At 62.9% G+C, this 16954-nt stretch carries 12 protein-coding genes; 4 read left to right on the forward strand and 8 right to left on the reverse strand.

Features of this window, described 5'->3' with window-relative positions; genetic code table 11:
* Positions 1–16 precede the first annotated feature (16 nt).
* From U0023_RS01340 to U0023_RS01350, 3 genes are all read left to right on the forward strand, one after another.
* Positions 17–1393 (forward strand): FAD-binding oxidoreductase, encoded by a 1377-nt coding sequence (locus U0023_RS01340; RefSeq protein WP_009764162.1) that lies wholly within the window; start codon positions 17–19, stop codon positions 1391–1393.
* Between the two features lie 16 nt (positions 1394–1409).
* A complete protein-coding gene (locus U0023_RS01345) occupies positions 1410–2180 on the forward strand; it encodes an SDR family oxidoreductase (protein WP_009764161.1) in 771 nt (256 codons plus the stop codon).
* 228 nt (positions 2181–2408) lie between these two features.
* Positions 2409–2639: a hypothetical protein gene (locus U0023_RS01350; RefSeq protein ID WP_009764160.1), complete on the forward strand. Its 231-nt coding sequence runs from the start codon at positions 2409–2411 to the stop codon at positions 2637–2639.
* A gap of 126 nt (positions 2640–2765) precedes the next feature.
* Here U0023_RS01350 and U0023_RS01355 read toward each other — a convergent pair whose 3' ends face one another.
* The 8 genes from U0023_RS01355 to U0023_RS01390 all read right to left on the reverse strand — a co-directional run bounded on the left by U0023_RS01355 (position 2766) and on the right by U0023_RS01390 (position 15941).
* Positions 2766–4874 carry a response regulator gene (locus tag U0023_RS01355; protein WP_009764159.1) on the reverse strand — a complete coding sequence of 703 codons (2109 nt, stop codon included), beginning with the start codon at positions 4872–4874 and terminating at the stop codon, positions 2766–2768.
* A complete protein-coding gene (locus U0023_RS01360) occupies positions 4871–10723 on the reverse strand; it encodes a hybrid sensor histidine kinase/response regulator (RefSeq protein WP_040638749.1) in 5853 nt (1950 codons plus the stop codon). Before U0023_RS01360 ends, U0023_RS01355 begins: the two co-directional genes overlap by 4 nt.
* Positions 10724–11077: 354 nt before the next feature.
* Entirely contained in the window at positions 11078–11416 is a 339-nt protein-coding gene (locus tag U0023_RS01365) for a cupin domain-containing protein (RefSeq protein ID WP_009764157.1), read from the reverse strand.
* Between the two features lie 18 nt (positions 11417–11434).
* The gene (kduD, locus tag U0023_RS01370; protein ID WP_009764156.1) at positions 11435–12193 is read right to left on the reverse strand and encodes a 2-dehydro-3-deoxy-D-gluconate 5-dehydrogenase KduD; all 759 of its coding nucleotides are present in this window, start codon (positions 12191–12193) and stop codon (positions 11435–11437) included.
* A gap of 10 nt (positions 12194–12203) precedes the next feature.
* Positions 12204–13040, reverse strand: a complete 837-nt coding sequence (gene kduI, locus U0023_RS01375) for a 5-dehydro-4-deoxy-D-glucuronate isomerase (protein ID WP_009764155.1) — start codon at positions 13038–13040, stop codon at positions 12204–12206.
* Between the two features lie 23 nt (positions 13041–13063).
* On the reverse strand, positions 13064–14344 hold the full coding sequence (locus U0023_RS01380) for a TRAP transporter large permease (RefSeq protein ID WP_009764154.1): 1281 nt from the start codon (positions 14342–14344) through the stop codon (positions 13064–13066).
* 4 nt (positions 14345–14348) lie between these two features.
* Complete coding sequence (locus U0023_RS01385; protein ID WP_009764153.1) at positions 14349–14888, reverse strand: TRAP transporter small permease; 540 nt, start codon at positions 14886–14888, stop codon at positions 14349–14351.
* A 72-nt stretch (positions 14889–14960) separates the two neighbouring features.
* Positions 14961–15941: a TRAP transporter substrate-binding protein gene (locus U0023_RS01390; RefSeq protein ID WP_009764152.1), complete on the reverse strand. Its 981-nt coding sequence runs from the start codon at positions 15939–15941 to the stop codon at positions 14961–14963.
* A 191-nt stretch (positions 15942–16132) separates the two neighbouring features.
* On the opposite strand from U0023_RS01390, the gene U0023_RS01395 reads away from it, so the two are divergent.
* Positions 16133–16813 carry a GntR family transcriptional regulator gene (locus U0023_RS01395; RefSeq protein ID WP_009764151.1) on the forward strand — a complete coding sequence of 227 codons (681 nt, stop codon included), beginning with the start codon at positions 16133–16135 and terminating at the stop codon, positions 16811–16813.
* Positions 16814–16954 lie beyond the last annotated feature (141 nt).

Genomic DNA, 16954 nt, shown 5'->3' on the forward strand with positions numbered 1-16954 from the left:
ATCGAGTGAGACGACAATGAGCCATGTGATCGATGCCCTTGTTGAAGCCCTGGGATCCAGGGTCCGCGTCGGGAGCGACATTCCCTCCCGCAACCACGCCGATGCCAGCGGCCTCAAGCCCACCGCACCCCAGGCATTGATCCTGCCGCAGAGCACAGACGATGCGGCGACTGCCCTGAGGATCTGCCACGAGCATCGCCAGCCCGTCGTCACGCAAGGTGGGTTGACGGGCCTCGCGGGCGGCGCGCACCCGCAGGCCGGAGAGGTTGCTCTGTCCCTTGAGAGGATGAGCGGCATCGAAGAGATCGACGCGGCGAGCGCCACGCTGACGGCCCTCGCCGGCACGCCACTCGCGGTCATTCAGCAGGCGGCGGACGAGGCCGGCTTCCTGTGCGGGATCGATCTCGGCGCGCGCGGAACCTGCACGATCGGCGGCAACGTCGCGACCAATGCCGGCGGCAACCAGGTGCTGCGCTACGGCATGACACGGCGCAACGTTCTCGGCCTCGAAGTGGTCCTCGCCGACGGCACCGTGGTCCGGTCCCTCAACAAGATGCTGAAGAACAATGCCGGATACGATTGGACGCAACTCTTCATTGGCAGCGAAGGGACGCTCGGCGTCGTGACCCGGGCGGTGATCGGGCTGCATCCCAAGCCCCAGGGCTTGCAGACGGCTCTCTGTGCGGTCGGCAGCTTCGAGGATGCCCTCGTGGTCCTACGCCGGTTCCAGCAGGCTCATCCGGGCCGCCTGCTCGTCTTCGAGGCCATGTGGCGGGAGTTCATGACGGTCGCGACCGAGATCTGCGGCCTTGCGCCTGCGTTCGAGGACGAGCACGACGTGACGCTCCTGATCGAGGCCGACATGGGAGCGGATCCGGCGGGAACGGAAGCCTTTTCGCTCCTCCTGGGCGAGTTCTATGAGCAGGGGCTGATCAAGGACGCCGTGGTGGCACAGTCTCGCGCCGATCGGAACCGGTTCTGGGCCTACCGCGAAACGCCCTACGAATACGGCCGCTTCCTGCCCGAGGAAATCCGCTTCGACGTCAGCGTGCCGCTCAACCGCATGACGGAAGCCGTCGCCCATTTGCGTCGAGAGATGCCCAAGCAATGGCCCGACGCCGTTTACGTCGTGTTCGGGCACGTGGCCGACAGCAACATCCACATCAACGTCGCCGTTCGCGACATGGACGATGCGATCAAGAAGGGCGTTCAGGGCCTCGTCTACGATCTGGTGTCTCGTCTCGGAGGCTCGATCTCCGCGGAGCACGGAATCGGTCGTATCAAGCGCCCTTACCTTTCCTTGAGCCGCACGGAACCCGAACTTGCCCTGATGCGGCAGATGAAGCAGACGCTGGATCCTGCCGGCATTCTCAATCCCGGACGCATTCTCTAGAGCATCGGATCGGACGATGAACATTGCGAACCTCTTCGATCTGTCGGGCCGCATCGCTCTCGTGACGGGATCGAGCGCGGGCATCGGCCTTGCGCTCGCGCGGGGCCTCGGACGCGCCGGCGCGCACGTCATCCTCAACGGACGTCGATCGGACAGAGTCACTGAGGCGGCACGGAGCCTGCGGGACGAAGGCTCGTCCGTGGTCGGGATGCCCTTCGACGTGACGGACAGCAACGCCGTCAAGGCCGCCATCGACCGGATCGAAGCGGAGATTGGCCCTGTCGACATCCTGGTCAACAATGCGGGCATGCAGCGCCGGGGGCCTCTGGAAGATTATCCGGAGGAGACATGGCACGAGCTGATGGCCACGAATGTGGACAGCGTCTTCTATGTGAGCCAGGCCGTCGCCAGGAGAATGATCCCACGCGGCCGGGGAAAGATCATCAATATCTGCTCGGTTCAGAGCGAACTCGGTCGCCCCTCGATTGCGCCCTACGCGACCACGAAGGGGGCCGTGAAGATGCTCACGAAGGGGATGGCCATCGATTGGGGGCGGCACGGCATCCAGGTGAACGGCATCGGCCCCGGCTACTTCAAGACAGAGCTCAATCAGGCCCTCGTGGACGACAAGGCCTTTTCCGACTGGCTCATCGGCCGCACGCCCTCCCGTCGCTGGGGGGAACTGGAAGACCTGATCGGTGCCGCGGTCTTCCTCGCGTCGGATGCCTCCGCCTTTGTCAACGGTCAGATCATCTATGTCGACGGGGGCGTGACGGCATCGCTTTGAAGGAGGCCGAAACCCAATCTTAATGTTTGGGGCCGTAAACCGTCATTCTCGGTTGCCATATCCGTTCAGGATGGTTAGCAACTGCACCTGTATTTTGCGAAGCATCGGCCCCGAGCGCGGATCCGCTCCCGGGATCGTTCCGATGCTCATCCATTGGACGAGCGCATCGTTCGGGGCACCCCCGCAGGGCCGCACGATGCGCCGGAAAAGCGACTTGGGAGGTGCTTCATGCCCCACGGAGCGTACTGCGTTGCATTTAAGCACGATCGTTGGACGGTCTCTCAGTTCGGCCGGGATCTCGGCTCGTTTTATTTTCGCGCAAAGGCATTGAAGTTCGCCGTCGAGGCAGCCTGCTGGTCGGCCGTATCGAACAATCCGATGGTCTTCGTTCTCGATCGGACGGGAGATTTCTACACGGCTTGGCGCGGTGACCGGGACAGTCTCTCGGCTGAAATCTGAACGCCTGCCTCAAAGCCGCCCGGGAAGCCACGTTCCGATCTCTTCCATCAGGGAGAGACGACGACCGGAACGATGTTCCGGTCGTCGAAGTTCAGATTCTCATTCAGGCCCGACATGAAAGAAGACCTACGCGACGGCCGCTGCTTGATGCAGGGTCGCGCTCTCCAGTTCGACACCCTGTGACGCACTCATCAAGGATTGTATCTTCTCCGCAAGGTCGCTTGCCCGGTAGGGCTTGTAGAGAAGATTGAGATCTTCGAGCTTGTCTTCCCCATCGAAGTATCCGGTGGTCAGGAGGACTTGGACGTCAGGCTGTTCCTTCTGAATGAGCCGGGCTAGGTCAATGCCGCTGAGGGCTCCCGGCATCCTGACGTCGGAGAGGACAAGCTTGATGTCCTTCTTCGATTTCAGAAGCCGGGCGGCTTCATCGCCGGTTTCGGCCTCCATCACCTTGAATCCGAGGGAATGCAGGGTGGACAGCACCACCTGACGCACGGCCGGATTGTCCTCAACGACGAGCACCATGCGGCCATTTCCGAAAGGGTGGGCGACGGCCGATTGGTTATCCTCCGGTTTCTCCGCCACCTCATGCGAGCGAGGAAGGAAGATGCGGATCGTCGTGCCCGCATTCGGCTCGCTCTCGACCTCCACGTGGCCGTGGCATTGCTGGACGAAGCCATAGACCATGCTCAGGCCGAGGCCCGTACCTTTCCCGCTTTCCTTCGTGGTGAAGAACGGCTCGAACACCTTCTCCAGCACCTCGGGCGGCATGCCGATCCCCGTATCGCTCACGGAGATCACGACGAACTCGCCGCCGGGAACGGATTTCCCCTCCTCGACCACTTGGTTCTTGACGCAGATGGTGAGATCGCCGCCATTGGGCATGGCATCGCGGGCATTGACGGCGAGATTCAGGAGCGCCGCCTCGAGCTGGGCTCGGTCGACCTGGATCGGCCAGATGCCGTCTTGCAGATTCAGGCTCGCATTGACGTGCTCGCCCAGCGTCCTGCGCATCAACTCCAGCAGGCTCGGCATCAGGTTCGCGACGTCGATGGTCGAAACCTGCAGGGCTTGGCGCCGGGAGAAGGTCAGGAGCCTATAAGTGAGATCGGCGCAATGCTGGGCGCTTTCCAGCGCCATCCGCACACGACGTTCGGCCTTCTCGTTGCCTTGGATGGATTTCTTCAGAAGATCGAGATTGCCGATCACGACGCTGAGCATGTTGTTGAAATCATGCGCGATCCCGCCCGTGAGACGGCCGACCGCTTCGAGCTTGCTGGCGTGGAGCAGGTTCTGCTCCATCTGCTTGCTCTCCGTGATATCGAACCACATGCCGAAGAACTCGCGCGGACGACCGTCCTCATCCCGCATGAGAACCGTCTGGTCGAGAAAGTGTCTCTCGACATCGTCGGCGCAGCGCCATCGATATTCGAGATTGACGGAGCCATCCTCCCCCAGCCGCTTCAGCTGGGCGAGAACGCGCTCCTGATCTTCCGGATTGATGCGGGAGGCCCAGAAGTCCGGCCGCTCCAGGAATGTTTCCGGCCGAAAGCCCGTGATGCGCTCGATGCTCTCATTGGTGAAATGAAGGCGTCGGTGATCCTCCTCGACGGAGGCCGTATAAAGCGCGATGGGCAGCGATTGCAGGACAATCGATTGGTGCTCCTCGCGGCGGCGCAGAGCCTGCTCGGCCTTCAGCTTTTCACTGCGGACATGAAGGTTGTCCATCAGCAGCCGGCGCTCCTGTTCGGCCTGCCGGCGGATCTCTTCCGTCTTGCGATACAGGTCGACGAAAATGTCGACCTTGGATCGGAGGATCAGGGGCTCGATGGGCTTGAAGACATAGTCGACCGCACCCGCCGAATATCCCTTGAAGACATGCATGTCGTCCTTGTTGAAAGCCGTCAGGAACAGGATCGGCACGCGCGAGGAGCGCGGCCGGTTCCTGATCAGGCTTGCAACCTCGTAGCCGTCGAGCCGGGGCATCTGCACGTCGAGCAGGATGACCGCAAAGTCATCCTTCAGAACGTGGCGCAGGGCACCTTCGCCCGAATCCGCGGTGACGATCTCGACCCCCGGAGACCTGAGCACCTCTTCCACGGCGATCAGGTTGCGCGGGTCGTCGTCGACCACAAGGATCTTGGCCGGAATCGGGTCCGACGGATGGCGGGCCGAGACCAGATGAAAATCATCCAGGCTCTGGCTCAGCTCCCCGCGCCGTAGCTCGTCCGTCATGAGTTCAACCCGGTCTCTACCGCACCATTGGGAGTCATCTTCCCGTCCGGGATATATGTGCTCCGACTGAGTTGAACGCGCAAGACGGCCAGAAGTTGATCCACATCAACAGGCTTCGACACATAATCGGTCGCGCCGGCTTCGAGACACTTCTCGCGATCGCCCTTCATGGCCTTCGCCGTCACCGCCACGAGGGGAAGGTCGCGATAGCGTGGGATGTTCCGGATTTCCCGCATGGTCTCGTAACCATCCATCTCCGGCATCATGATATCGACCAGGGCCACGTCGACATCCGGGTTGGCCTGAAGCTTCTCGATGCCTTCGAGGCCGTTCTCGGCGAAGATGACCGAGATCCCATGCTGCTCGAGCGCGCTCGTCAACGAGAAGATGTTGCGCATGTCGTCGTCGATGATCAGAACCTTCCGGCCATCGAGCGCATCGTCGGCCCGGTGCTGGACGACGATCTGCTTCTCCTCGGGAATCGCGCTGATGGCCCGATGCAGGAACAGAGCCGTGTCGTTGAGAAGGCGCTCGGACGAACCTTCCCCCTTCACGATCAGCGTGGCCGCCATGCCCTGGAGATGCCGCTCCTCTGCCTTCGTCAGGTCCTGCCCGGTATAGATGACGATCGGCAGCTCCTCCCCGCCCTTCGTCTTGCGGATGCGCTCAATGAGTTCCGCACCCGGAAGATCCGGCAGGCCCAGATCGACGACCGCGCAGTCGAACTGCCGCACCTGGATGACCTCGAGCGCCGTCTCGGCCGTTCCCACGGCGGTCACGTCGACCTGCTCGCTCTTCATGAGTTCGGACAGGCTCATGCGCTGAATGTCGTCATCCTCGACGAGAAGCAGCTTCTTCACGGGACGATCGATGAACTCCTTCGTGCGGTTGAGCGCTCCCATGAGCGCCTCCCGATCGACCGGCTTTTCCAGGAAGCCGAATGCACCCGCCTTGAGACCACGCTTCTTCTGGTCGTCGACGGAGATCACATGGATCGGCACATGCCGCGTGCGCGGATCGTGCTTCAGGAGGTCGAGAAGCGCCCAGCCGTCCATATCGGGCAATCCGATATCGAGCGTGATCGCATGCGGCTTGTAGCGATGCGCCAGGGCAAGCGCCGAAGCGCCGTCCATGGCGATCAGGCCCCTGAAGCCCTCCTCCCGGGCCAGCTCCAGCAGCACCGAGGCGAACATGGCGTCGTCCTCGACGATGAGGACAACGCGGTCTCCGCTCGTGATCGCGTGACGGTCGTCCAGGGACGCCGAGAGAGCCATGGCTGCCGAGGGCTGGCGGATCATCGTTCCCGCGGTATCGTCGGATGTAGCGCTGAACTGACCGGCTCCGTCTCCGTTCGGCCGCATGGACATTGTCGCGCCGGCTGTTCCATGGCTGGCGGGCGGTTCGACCGGGACGAACAGCGTGAAGGTCGAGCCGCTTCCAGGCGTGCTCGACACGACGATCTCGCCGCCGAGCAGACGGGCAATCTCGCGGCTGATCGACAGGCCGAGGCCTGTTCCGCCGTATTTCCGGCTCGTCGTGCCGTCTGCCTGCTGGAAAGCCTCGAAGATGATGCGCTGCTTCTCCTCCGGGATGCCGATGCCGGTATCCGTCACCGAAATGGCCACCCACTGACTGCCGGACCGCAGGGGCGTTCCCTCGGCCGAGCCGATCTGCAGCGTTACGCCTCCGCGCTCCGTGAACTTGAAGGCGTTCGACAAGAGGTTGCGCAGAACCTGCTGCAACCGCTTCGAATCCGTCCTGATCGACGATGGCAGCTTCTGATCGACCTCCACATGGAAATCTAGCTTTCGTTCCTCCGCCACCTGGCGGAAGGTCCGCTCCATGTTGTCGACGAGATCCTTGAAGGCGACGCTCGACACCTCCAGGCTGACGGTGCCGGACTCGATCTTCGACAGGTCGAGAATGTCGTTGATGAGCGAGAGCAGGTCGGAGCCGGCCGCGTGGATGGTCTTGGCGAATTCCCGCTGCTTGTCGGTCAGGTTGCCGTCCGAGTTCTCGGTCAGGAGCTTCGACAGGATCAGGAGCGAGTTCAACGGCGTCCTCAGCTCGTGGCTCATATTGGCCAGGAACTGCGACTTGTAGCGCGATGTGAGCGAAAGCTGTTCGGCCTTCTCCTCCAGGGCAGTCTTTGCGACGGAGACCTCCTGGTTCTTCGTCTCGACCTCCCTCTTCTGGAGTTCGAGCAGGCGCGCCTTGTCTTCGAGCTCTTCGTTCGTCTTCTGCAGCGCTTCCTGCTGCTGCCGCAGGAGTTCCTCGGACTGGCGCAGGCTGGCGGCCTGCTGTTCCAGCCGATCGTTGGTGTTTCGCAGCTCTTCCTGCTGGCTTTGCAGCTCGGTGGTCAGAAGTTGGGACTGCTTCAGAAGCCCTTCCGTCCGCATGTTCGCCGCGATGGTGTTCAGAACGATGCCGATCGATTCCGTGAGCTGCTCGAGGAACGACTGGTGCGTCTCCGAGAAGCGGCTGAAGGAGGCAAGCTCGATAACCGCCTTCACCTCCTGCTCGAACAGGACGGGCAGCACGATGATGTTCAAGGGCGGCGCTTCGCCGAGAGCCGAGCTGATGGTGATGTAGTCGCCCGGCACGTTGGTGAGGAGAATCCGCTTCTTCTCGTAGGCAACCTGCCCGACCAGTCCCTCACGCAGGCGGAAGCGGTTATTGAGATGCTTCCTCTCCGTGAAGGCGTAGGACGCCACCATATCGAGGATCGGCTCGTTGCCGTCGCTCTCCATCGTGTAGAACACGCCCTGCTGTGCATTCACGAGCGGAGCGATTTCCGACAGGATCATGTTGGACACGGTGGTGAGATCGCGCTCGCCCTGCAGCATGCGGGTGAACTTGGCGAGGTTGGTCTTCAGCCAATCCTGCTCCGCGTTCTTGAGCGTCGTGTCGCGCAAGTTGCGGATCATCTCGTTCACGTTGTCCTTGAGCGAGGCCAGCTCGCCCGAGGCTTCCACCGAAATCGACCGGGTGAGATCGCCCTTGGTCACCGCGGTGGCCACATCCGCGATGGCGCGCACCTGCGTGGTCAGGTTGGCGGCGAGCTGGTTCACGTTGTCGGTGAGATCGCGCCACAGGCCTGCGGCGCCCGGCACCCTCGCCTGCCCGCCCAGCTTGCCTTCCACGCCCACTTCGCGGGCGACGTTTGTCACCTGATCGGCGAAGGTCGCAAGCGTGTCGATCATCTCGTTGATGGTCTCGGCGAGCGCCGCGATTTCGCCCTTGGCGTCCACGATGAGCTTGCGCTTGAGATCGCCCTCCGCGACCGCCGTCACCACGCTGGCGATGCCGCGCACCTGACCGGTGAGGTTGTTCGCCATCATGTTCACGTTGTCGGTGAGGTCTTTCCAGGTGCCGGCCACGCCGCGCACCTGGGCCTGACCGCCGAGCTTGCCTTCGATGCCCACCTCGCGCGCCACGCGCGTCACTTCCGATGCGAAGGAGTTGAGCTGGTCGACCATGGTGTTGATGGTCGATTTCAGCTCCAGGATCTCGCCGCGCACGTCCACGGTGATCTTCTTCGACAGGTCACCGTTCGCGACCGCCGTCGTGACTTCCGCGATGTTACGCACCTGACCCGTCAGGTTCGCGGCCATCATGTTGACGTTGTCGGTGAGGTCCTTCCAGACGCCACCGACACCGCGCACCTGAGCCTGACCGCCGAGCTTGCCTTCGGTACCCACCTCGCGCGCCACGCGCGTCACTTCGCCCGCAAAGGAGTTGAGCTGATCCACCATGGTGTTGATGGTCGATTTCAGCTCCAAAATCTCGCCTTCGACCGCGACGGTGATCTTCTTCGACAGGTCGCCGTTCGCGACCGCCGTCGTCACCTCGGCAATGTTTCGCACCTGACCCGTCAGGTTCGCGGCCATCATGTTGACGTTGTCGGTGAGGTCCTTCCAGACACCGGCGACACCGCGCACCTGGGCTTGGCCGCCGAGCTTGCCTTCGGTACCCACCTCGCGCGCCACGCGGGTCACTTCGCCCGCGAAGGAGTTGAGCTGGTCAACCATGGTGTTGATCGTGGACTTCAGCTCCAGGATCTCGCCGCGCACGTCCACGGTGATCTTCTTCGACAGATCGCCGTTCGCGACCGCCGTCGTCACTTCGGCGATGTTACGGACCTGACCCGTCAGGTTCGCGGCCATCAGGTTCACGTTGTCGGTGAGATCCTTCCAGGTTCCGGCCACGCCTTCGACGCGCGCCTGTCCGCCGAGCTTGCCTTCCGAGCCCACCTCCTTGGCGACGCGCGTCACTTCGCCGGCGAATGAATTGAGCTGGTCCACCATGGTGTTGATGGTCGATTTCAGCTCCAGAATCTCACCTCTGACCTCCACGGTGATCTTCTTCGAGAGGTCGCCGTTCGCGACTGCGGTCGTGACTTCCGCGATATTACGCACCTGACCGGTGAGGTTCGCCGCCATGAGGTTGACGTTGTCGGTGAGATCCTTCCAGGTGCCGGCAACACCGCGCACCTGGGCCTGACCGCCAAGCTTACCTTCCGAGCCCACTTCTTTCGCGACGCGCGTCACTTCGGAGGCAAAGGAGTTCAGCTGATCCACCATCGTATTGATGGTGTTCTTGAGTTCCAGAATTTCGCCCTTCACCTCCACCGTGATCTTCTTCGACAGGTCGCCATTCGCGACGGCCGTGGTCACCTCGGCGATGTTACGAACCTGTGCTGTCAGGTTCGCGCCCATCATATTGACGTTCTCGGTCAGGTCGCGCCAGACGCCGCCGACGCCCTCCACCTGCGCCTGGCCGCCGAGTTTGCCTTCCGAGCCCACCTCTTTCGCAACGCGCGTCACTTCCGACGCGAAGGAATTCAGCTGGTCGACCATGGTGTTGATGGTCGACTTGAGGGCCAGAATCTCCCCCTTCACATCCACGGTGATCTTCTTCGACAGATCGCCGCGGGCGACCGCCGTCGTGACCTCGGCGATGTTACGGACCTGTCCGGTGAGGTTCGCCGCCATCATGTTGACATTGTCCGTGAGGTCCTTCCAGACACCGCCGACGCCGCGCACCTGAGCCTGACCGCCGAGCTTACCTTCCGAGCCCACTTCTTTCGCGACGCGCGTCACTTCGGATGCAAAGGAGTTCAGCTGATCCACCATCGTGTTGATGGTGTCCTTCAGCTCCAGAATCTCGCCCTTCACGTCTACGGTGATCTTCTTCGACAGGTCGCCATTCGCGACCGCCGTTGTGACCTCGGCGATGTTGCGGACCTGACCGGTCAGATTGGCCGCCATAAGGTTCACGTTCTCGGTCAGATCCTTCCAGGTTCCGGCAACGCCCTTGACCTTCGCCTGACCACCGAGCTTGCCTTCCGAGCCCACCTCGCGCGCCACGCGGGTCACTTCGGAGGCGAAGCTTCCAAGCTGGCCCACCATGGTATTGACCACCTTGCCGATGCGAAGGAATTCGCCGCGCAGGGGACGTCCGTCGGTGGCGAGGTCGATCGTTTGGCTCAGGTCGCCTTTTGCCACGGCGCCGATGACACGCGCCACCTCGACGGTCGGCTGGACAATGTCGCCGATCATGGCGTTCACCGAATCGACGCACTCGCTCCAGCAGCCGGTCGCCGCTGCGAGTTGCCCGCGCTCCTCGATCCGCCCCTCTTTGCCGACCACCTTGGCGACGCGCTCCAACTCCTGCGCCAAGCCCTGGTTCAGGTCCGCAATGTCGTTGAACGCTTCCGCGATCTCGCCGTCGATCCCAGTCAGGTCCGACGGCAGCCGGGCGGAAAAGTCGCCTTTCCGGAAGGCGCGCAATGTTTTGAGGAGCAACCTGGGATCAAGCTGCGAAGTGGTGGTTTCGACTTGTGACATAAGGCCCCCGTTACACTGTTCCAGGCGCAACCCACGCCTGGCCCCCTTTGCCGACATCCCAAAAGCTACTTTGTTCGTCTTCAGATGGAATTCGACCCACCTTAACGTTTTTCAAGGGGCGAGGTTCCATGCCGGACCAAATTTCGCGATGGATCGGTTAACGCGAAATATTCTGTCGCGGGCCCACCTCAAGGCATGGGCCCGCTGACGGGTTGCAGCCGGTTCTCCGGCGGGGGCATGTCAACAGGTCCGGCCGGCGCGACCAAAGGCTTGATCGGTCCAACAGCGATCAAGCCGCGACCAGTCATGGTGCGGCTTGAGGAAGTGACTTGACTTCAGGTGGAGGGCGTCAGGTCAGACGAAATCCTCGCGCATCGGGGTGAAGACGTCGAGAAGCACTCCGGCCTCCACGGCGACGGCCCCATGGACGGCATGGGGAGGCACGAGGAAGCTGTCACCCTGCTTGAGCCGCTCGGTCCGTCCGGCAATCGTCACGTCGAAGGTTCCCGCTTCGACAAGGCTGCACTGGATATGCGGGTGCGAGTGCGGCGTGCCGACCGCTCCGGCTTGGAACTCCACGCGCACCATCATCACCTCTGCATTGTAGGTGAGGATCTTGCGGCGGATGCCCTCGCCTGCCGGTTCCCAGTCGATCTCGCCGTCGAAGGCGAAGGGCTCGTTGATACGGTTCATGTTACCTCCAAGACTTTGTCAGCGGGCGAGCCATCCACCGTCCACCGGCAGAACGACCCCGTGGATGTAGTTTGCGGCCGACGATGCCAGGAAGACGGCAGCGCCGCCGAGATCCGTCGGGTCGCCCCATCGCCCGGCAGGGATCCGCCCGAGAATTTCGCCGCTTCGTTTCGGATCGTTGCGCAACGCCTCCGTGTTGTTGGTCACGAAGTAGCCCGGTGCGATCGCATTCACGTTGATGCCCTTCCCGGCCCATTCGCAGGCCAGCAATCGCGTGAGCCCCGCCAGACCGCTCTTGCTCGCCGTGTAGGACGGAATGCGGATGCCGCCCTGGAAGGACAGCAGCGATGCGATGTTGATGATCTTGCCGCCACGCCCGTCCGCCAGCATGGTCCGGGCCACCGCCTGGGACAGGAAGAACGTGGATTTGAGATTGACGTTCATCACGTCGTCCCAATCCTTCTCCGTGAAGTCGATGGCGTCCGCGCGGCGGATGATGCCCGCATTGTTGACGAGGATATCGATCCGCCCGCTGAGCGAGGTCGCGTCTGCGACGATACGCTCGATGGGCTCGAGGGTCGACAGGTCAACCTGCACCGAATGAAAGTCCGCGCCCCCCGCGCGGCACAGGCGCTCGGTCTCGTCCATGGCCGAGCGCCCGACGGCCACGATGGACGCGCCGGCTTGCGCCATCGCGACGGCGATCGCCTGTCCGAGCCCGGTATTGGCCCCGGTCACGACCGCCGTCCTGCCGCCCAGATCGAAGGAATAGGTCATCGCACGATCCTCACCGCAACGCATCCATGGGGACCATGTCCATGTCGGTGAAATCCTGGTTGTCGCCGCCCATGGCCCAGACGAAGGTGTAGTTGCTGGTGCCGACGCCGGAATGGATCGACCAGCCGGGAGAGAGGATCGCCTGCTCGTTGGCGACGACGAGATGCTTCGTCTCGTCGGGCTCGCCCATGAAATGGAACACGCGCGTGTCGGGCTGCATATCGAAATAGACATAGACCTCCGAGCGGCGGTCATGCACGTGAGCCGGCATGGTGTTCCACATGCTGCCGGGCTTGAGCTGGGTCATGCCGAGGACGAGCTGGGCAGAGCGGCATACCTCCGGGTGGATCATCTGGAAGATCGTGCGGACATTACCGTTCGCCGCATCGCCCAGATCGATCCGGCGAGCCCGGTCAAGGCCGATCTTCACGGTCTCGAAACGGGCATGGGCCGGCGTGCTGACGAGATAGAACTTCGCCGGGCTGCTCTCGTCGAGGCTTTCGAAGCGGACGTCCCTCGTGCCCATGGCGACGTAGAGCGCATCGCGGGGATCGAGGTGGTGGCTCTCGCCGTCCGTCTGCACGCGCCCTGCCCCACCGAGATTGACGACACCAAGCTCGCGACGGTCGAGGAAGTTCGGAGAGCCGATCTGCCTGTGCGATTCCAGCCTGATCGCTCCCGTCGTGGGCGTCGCGCCGCCGACCACGAGCCGGTCGATGTGGCTGTAGGTCAGTTTGACCTCGCCAGGGACGAACAGCGTTTCGATCAGGAAGTGCCGGCGCAGTTCGGCCGCGCTGAAATGGCGGACCGCCTCGGGATGGCATACCTGCCGGATGGCGATGGTCATCATTACCTCTCAACTGCGAATTTCTAGCGGAACAGGGCCGGCAGCCAGAGCGACAGGCCGGGGATGTAGGTGACGAGCAGCAGCACGAAGACGCTGGCGCCCAGGAAAGGCCAGATGGTCTTCATGGCCTCGCCGATGGTGATCTTGCCCACCGCGCACCCGACGAAGAGCACGGAGCCCACGGGCGGCGTGTTGAGGCCTATGCCGGCATTGAGGATCAGGATCACGCCGAAATGCACCGGATCGATGCCGAAGGCCTTGATCACGGGCAGGAAGATCGGCGTGCAGATGATGATCATCGGCGCCATGTCCATGAAGGTTCCGAGCACCAGAAGGATGACGTTGATGAGCAAAAGCACCACGATGGGATTGTCGGACACGCTCTTCATGAGCGCGATCGTGGCCTGCGGCACCTGCAGGAAAGCCATGAGCCAGCCGAAGGCGCTCGCCGTGCCGATGACGAGCAGGACCATGGCGGTGGTGCGCACCGCCCCAAGCGTCGCCTCGACGAAGCTCTCCCAGTTCATCTCGCGATAGACGAAGAGCGTCACGAGCAGCGCATAGACGACCGCGATGCAGGAGCTCTCCGTCGCCGTGAAGATTCCTGAGCGGACGCCGCCGAAGATGATGAAGATGAGGAGGATTCCCGGCACGGCCGAGACGAGGAAATAAGCCAGCATCCGGAAACCCGGAAAGGGATCGGCCGGATAGCCGCGGCGGACGGCAACCACGTAGGCCGTGATCATCAGCGCGGCCGCCAGAAGAAGACCCGGCACCACGCCGGCCGTAAAGAGATCCGCCACGGAGATCGTGCCGCCGGCCGCGATCGAATAGATGATCATGTTGTGGGACGGCGGAATCATCAGCGCGATGATGGCGGCGTTCACCGTCACGTTGACGCTGTAATCCTTGGCGTAGCCCCGCTTCTCCATCTGCGGGATCATGATGCCGCCGATGGCCGAGGCGTCGGCGACGGCTGAGCCGGAAATCCCGCCGAAGAGCGTCGAGGCCACCACGTTCACCTGGCCCAGGCCGCCGCGCAGATGGCCGACGAACCCGGCCGCCAGGCGGATCAGGCGGTCGGCGATGCCGCCGCGCATCATCAGGTCGCCCGCGTAGATGAAGAACGGAATCGCCATCATGGCGAAGGCGTTCATGCCCGAATTGAGCTGCTGGAACACCACGACCGGCGGCAGCTGCATGGAGAGAACGGTCGCCAGCGACGCGATGCCGAGACAGAACGCGACCGGCGTGCCGATGATGAGCAGGAGCGTGAAGACGCCGAACAGAACCCACATCTCCATCGTCTCACTCCTTCACGGCAACAAGATGAGGCTCGTCCGCACGCACCAGGGGCGCTTCCTCCCCGGCGAGCAGGAGACGCACGAGCTTTTCCAGGGAGAACAGGGCGATCAGCACGCCGCCGACCGCGAGGGGCACGTAATCGAAGCCCTGCGGGATCGGCAGGCCCGGCATCAGGGCCGACCAGGTTTCCACCGCCAGCGCCGCGCCGTACCACGCCATGGCAACACCGAAGATCATCACCAGCACCTCGGTGACGGCCAGCATGATCTGGCGCAGGCCGTGCGGGGCGTAATGGAGGGCGATCTCGAAGCCGAGATGGTTGCCCTCGCGCACGCCCACGGCGGAACCGAGCAGGATGAACCAGCTCATGAGAAGCAGGGAGGCAGGCTCCGTCCAGCTCGGCGACTGGTTCAGCACGTAACGGCCGAACACCTGCCAGGCGACGAAGAGGGTCATCAACACAAGGCCGATCCCGGCGATCCAGAGAGCCGATCGATTCACGACGGCGAGGATGCGGGACAGCGCGGCAAGTTCAGCGCGCATCGGTAAGAATCTCCGGTGGAGCAAGAGACGGACCGGCTTCAAAGCCGGCCCGCCGGCATCGACCTGACAGGCTCAGTTCATGGCCTGGATGCGGGAGACGAGCTCCTTCACCTTCGCGTCCTTGGCGTATTTCTCATAGACGGGCTTCATGGCGTCGATGAAGGGCTGCTTGTCGACGTTGTTGATCTGGCTGCCGCTCGCCCGGATCTTCTTCTCGGCGTCCTTCTCGCGCGCCTCCCAGAGCTCGCGCATCTTCACGACGGATTCCTTCGCCGTCTCGCGCACCGCCTTCTGGTCTTCCGGCGAGAGCTTGTCGAAGCTCTTCTTCGACATCACCAGCACTTCCGGCGACATGGAATGCTCGGTCAGCGAGTAGAACTTCGCCACCTCGAAGTGACGGAAGGAATCGTAGCTCGGCCAGTTGTTCTCGGCGCCGTCCACCACGCCGGTCTGGAGGGCGGAATAGACCTCGCCCGGAGGCATCGGCGTCGCATTGGCACCGAGCGCATTCACCATGTCGAGGAAGAGATCCGACTGGATCACGCGCACCTTCATGCCCTTGAGATCGGCCGGCGTATTGATGGCGCGCTTGGAATTGTAGAACGAGCGCGCACCGGAATCGTAGAAGGCGAGCGCCACGAGGCCATGCGGTTCGAAGGCTTTCAGGATCTGATCGCCCACGGGACCGTCCATGGTCTTGCGCATATGGTCGACCGAGCGGAAGATGAAGGGCAGCGAGGGGACGAGCGTCTCAGGGATCAGGTTGTTGAACGGACCCATGTTGATGCGGTTCAGATCGATCACGCCGAAACGGGTTTGTTCGATGGTGTCCTTTTCCTGGCCGAGCTGCGCGGAGTGGAACACCTGCACCTTGTACCGGCCGTTGGTCTTCTTTTCGAGCAGGGAGCCGAAGTATTTCACGGCTTCGACGGTCGGGTATCCGTCCGGATGGATATCGGCCGAGCGCAGCGTCGCCTGGGCGCCGGCCGTGCCGCTCATGAAAGCCGCCCACACGCCGAGCGCGGTGGCGGCAAGGGTTCTCTTGGTGAACATGATCTTCCTCCTTAGGCGTCCTCAGTGTTTTGTTGTTCCAGTCCAAGCCATTGGTCGGCTTGCCCTGCGCCTTGAGCCCATGCGACTCATCGAGCGGGACCGGCGTCCGCTTGCCGCGGCTTACCTGGTCGACGATTGTATGGTAGTATGCACTTATATGTTACGCAACCCGCCAAAAGAATGAGATTGCCGTGAACACGCCCTTCCCTGTCGGCCAAGGCTCCGCAGCCCAGCGCATCGAGAACGAGCTGCGCCGCCTGATTATCGCCCTGGAGCTTCCCCCCGGAAGCCGGCTCTCCGAGCAGGATATCGCGGAGCGTCATGGGGTCTCGCGACAGCCGGTGCGCGAGGCGCTGATCGGCCTCGCCAGGACCCGCCTCGTGGAGATCCAGCCCCAGCGGGGCACCACGGTCGTGAAGATCTCTGTGCGCAAGATGATGGAGGCCCGGTTCGTCCGGGAGGCGATCGAGACGGCGGTCGTGCGCCGCGCCTGCGCGTCCTTCGACCAGCAGAGCCGGGAGCGGATCGACGATCTCCTCGAGATGCAGGAACAGGCAGCCCGCAGGAACGACCACGACGCCTTCCAGCGCTACGACGAACTGTTTCACATTGCCCTGGCGGAGGGTGCCGGCTGCCCCCTCGCCTGGGAAGCCGTGCAGGACATAAAGGCCCATATGGACCGGGTGTGCCAGCTCACGCTACCAAGTCCGGAGGCCATGCTGCCCCTGATCGACCAGCACCGCGCCATCGTGACGGCCATCGACAGCCGCGACGAGGACGCCGCCGCCGAGGCCATGCGCCGCCACCTCACGGAGATCCTGCGCGCCCTGCCCCGCGTCGAGGCCGAGAACCCGGAACTGTTCAGTTCGTGAGGGATTAGTGCAGGGAGCGCTCCGCTGTCATCCTCGGCGAGCCGAAGGCGAGGGAAGAGGATCCATAGCGCAGAGCCGGTCGGTGGATTCCCTTCCCCTCCGCTGCGCGTCCTTCCGGGAATGACACTTGCCACCTCATGG

It is taken from the genome of Microvirga lotononidis (genome assembly GCF_034627025.1).
In the GTDB taxonomy this organism is placed as follows: domain Bacteria; phylum Pseudomonadota; class Alphaproteobacteria; order Rhizobiales; family Beijerinckiaceae; genus Microvirga; species Microvirga lotononidis.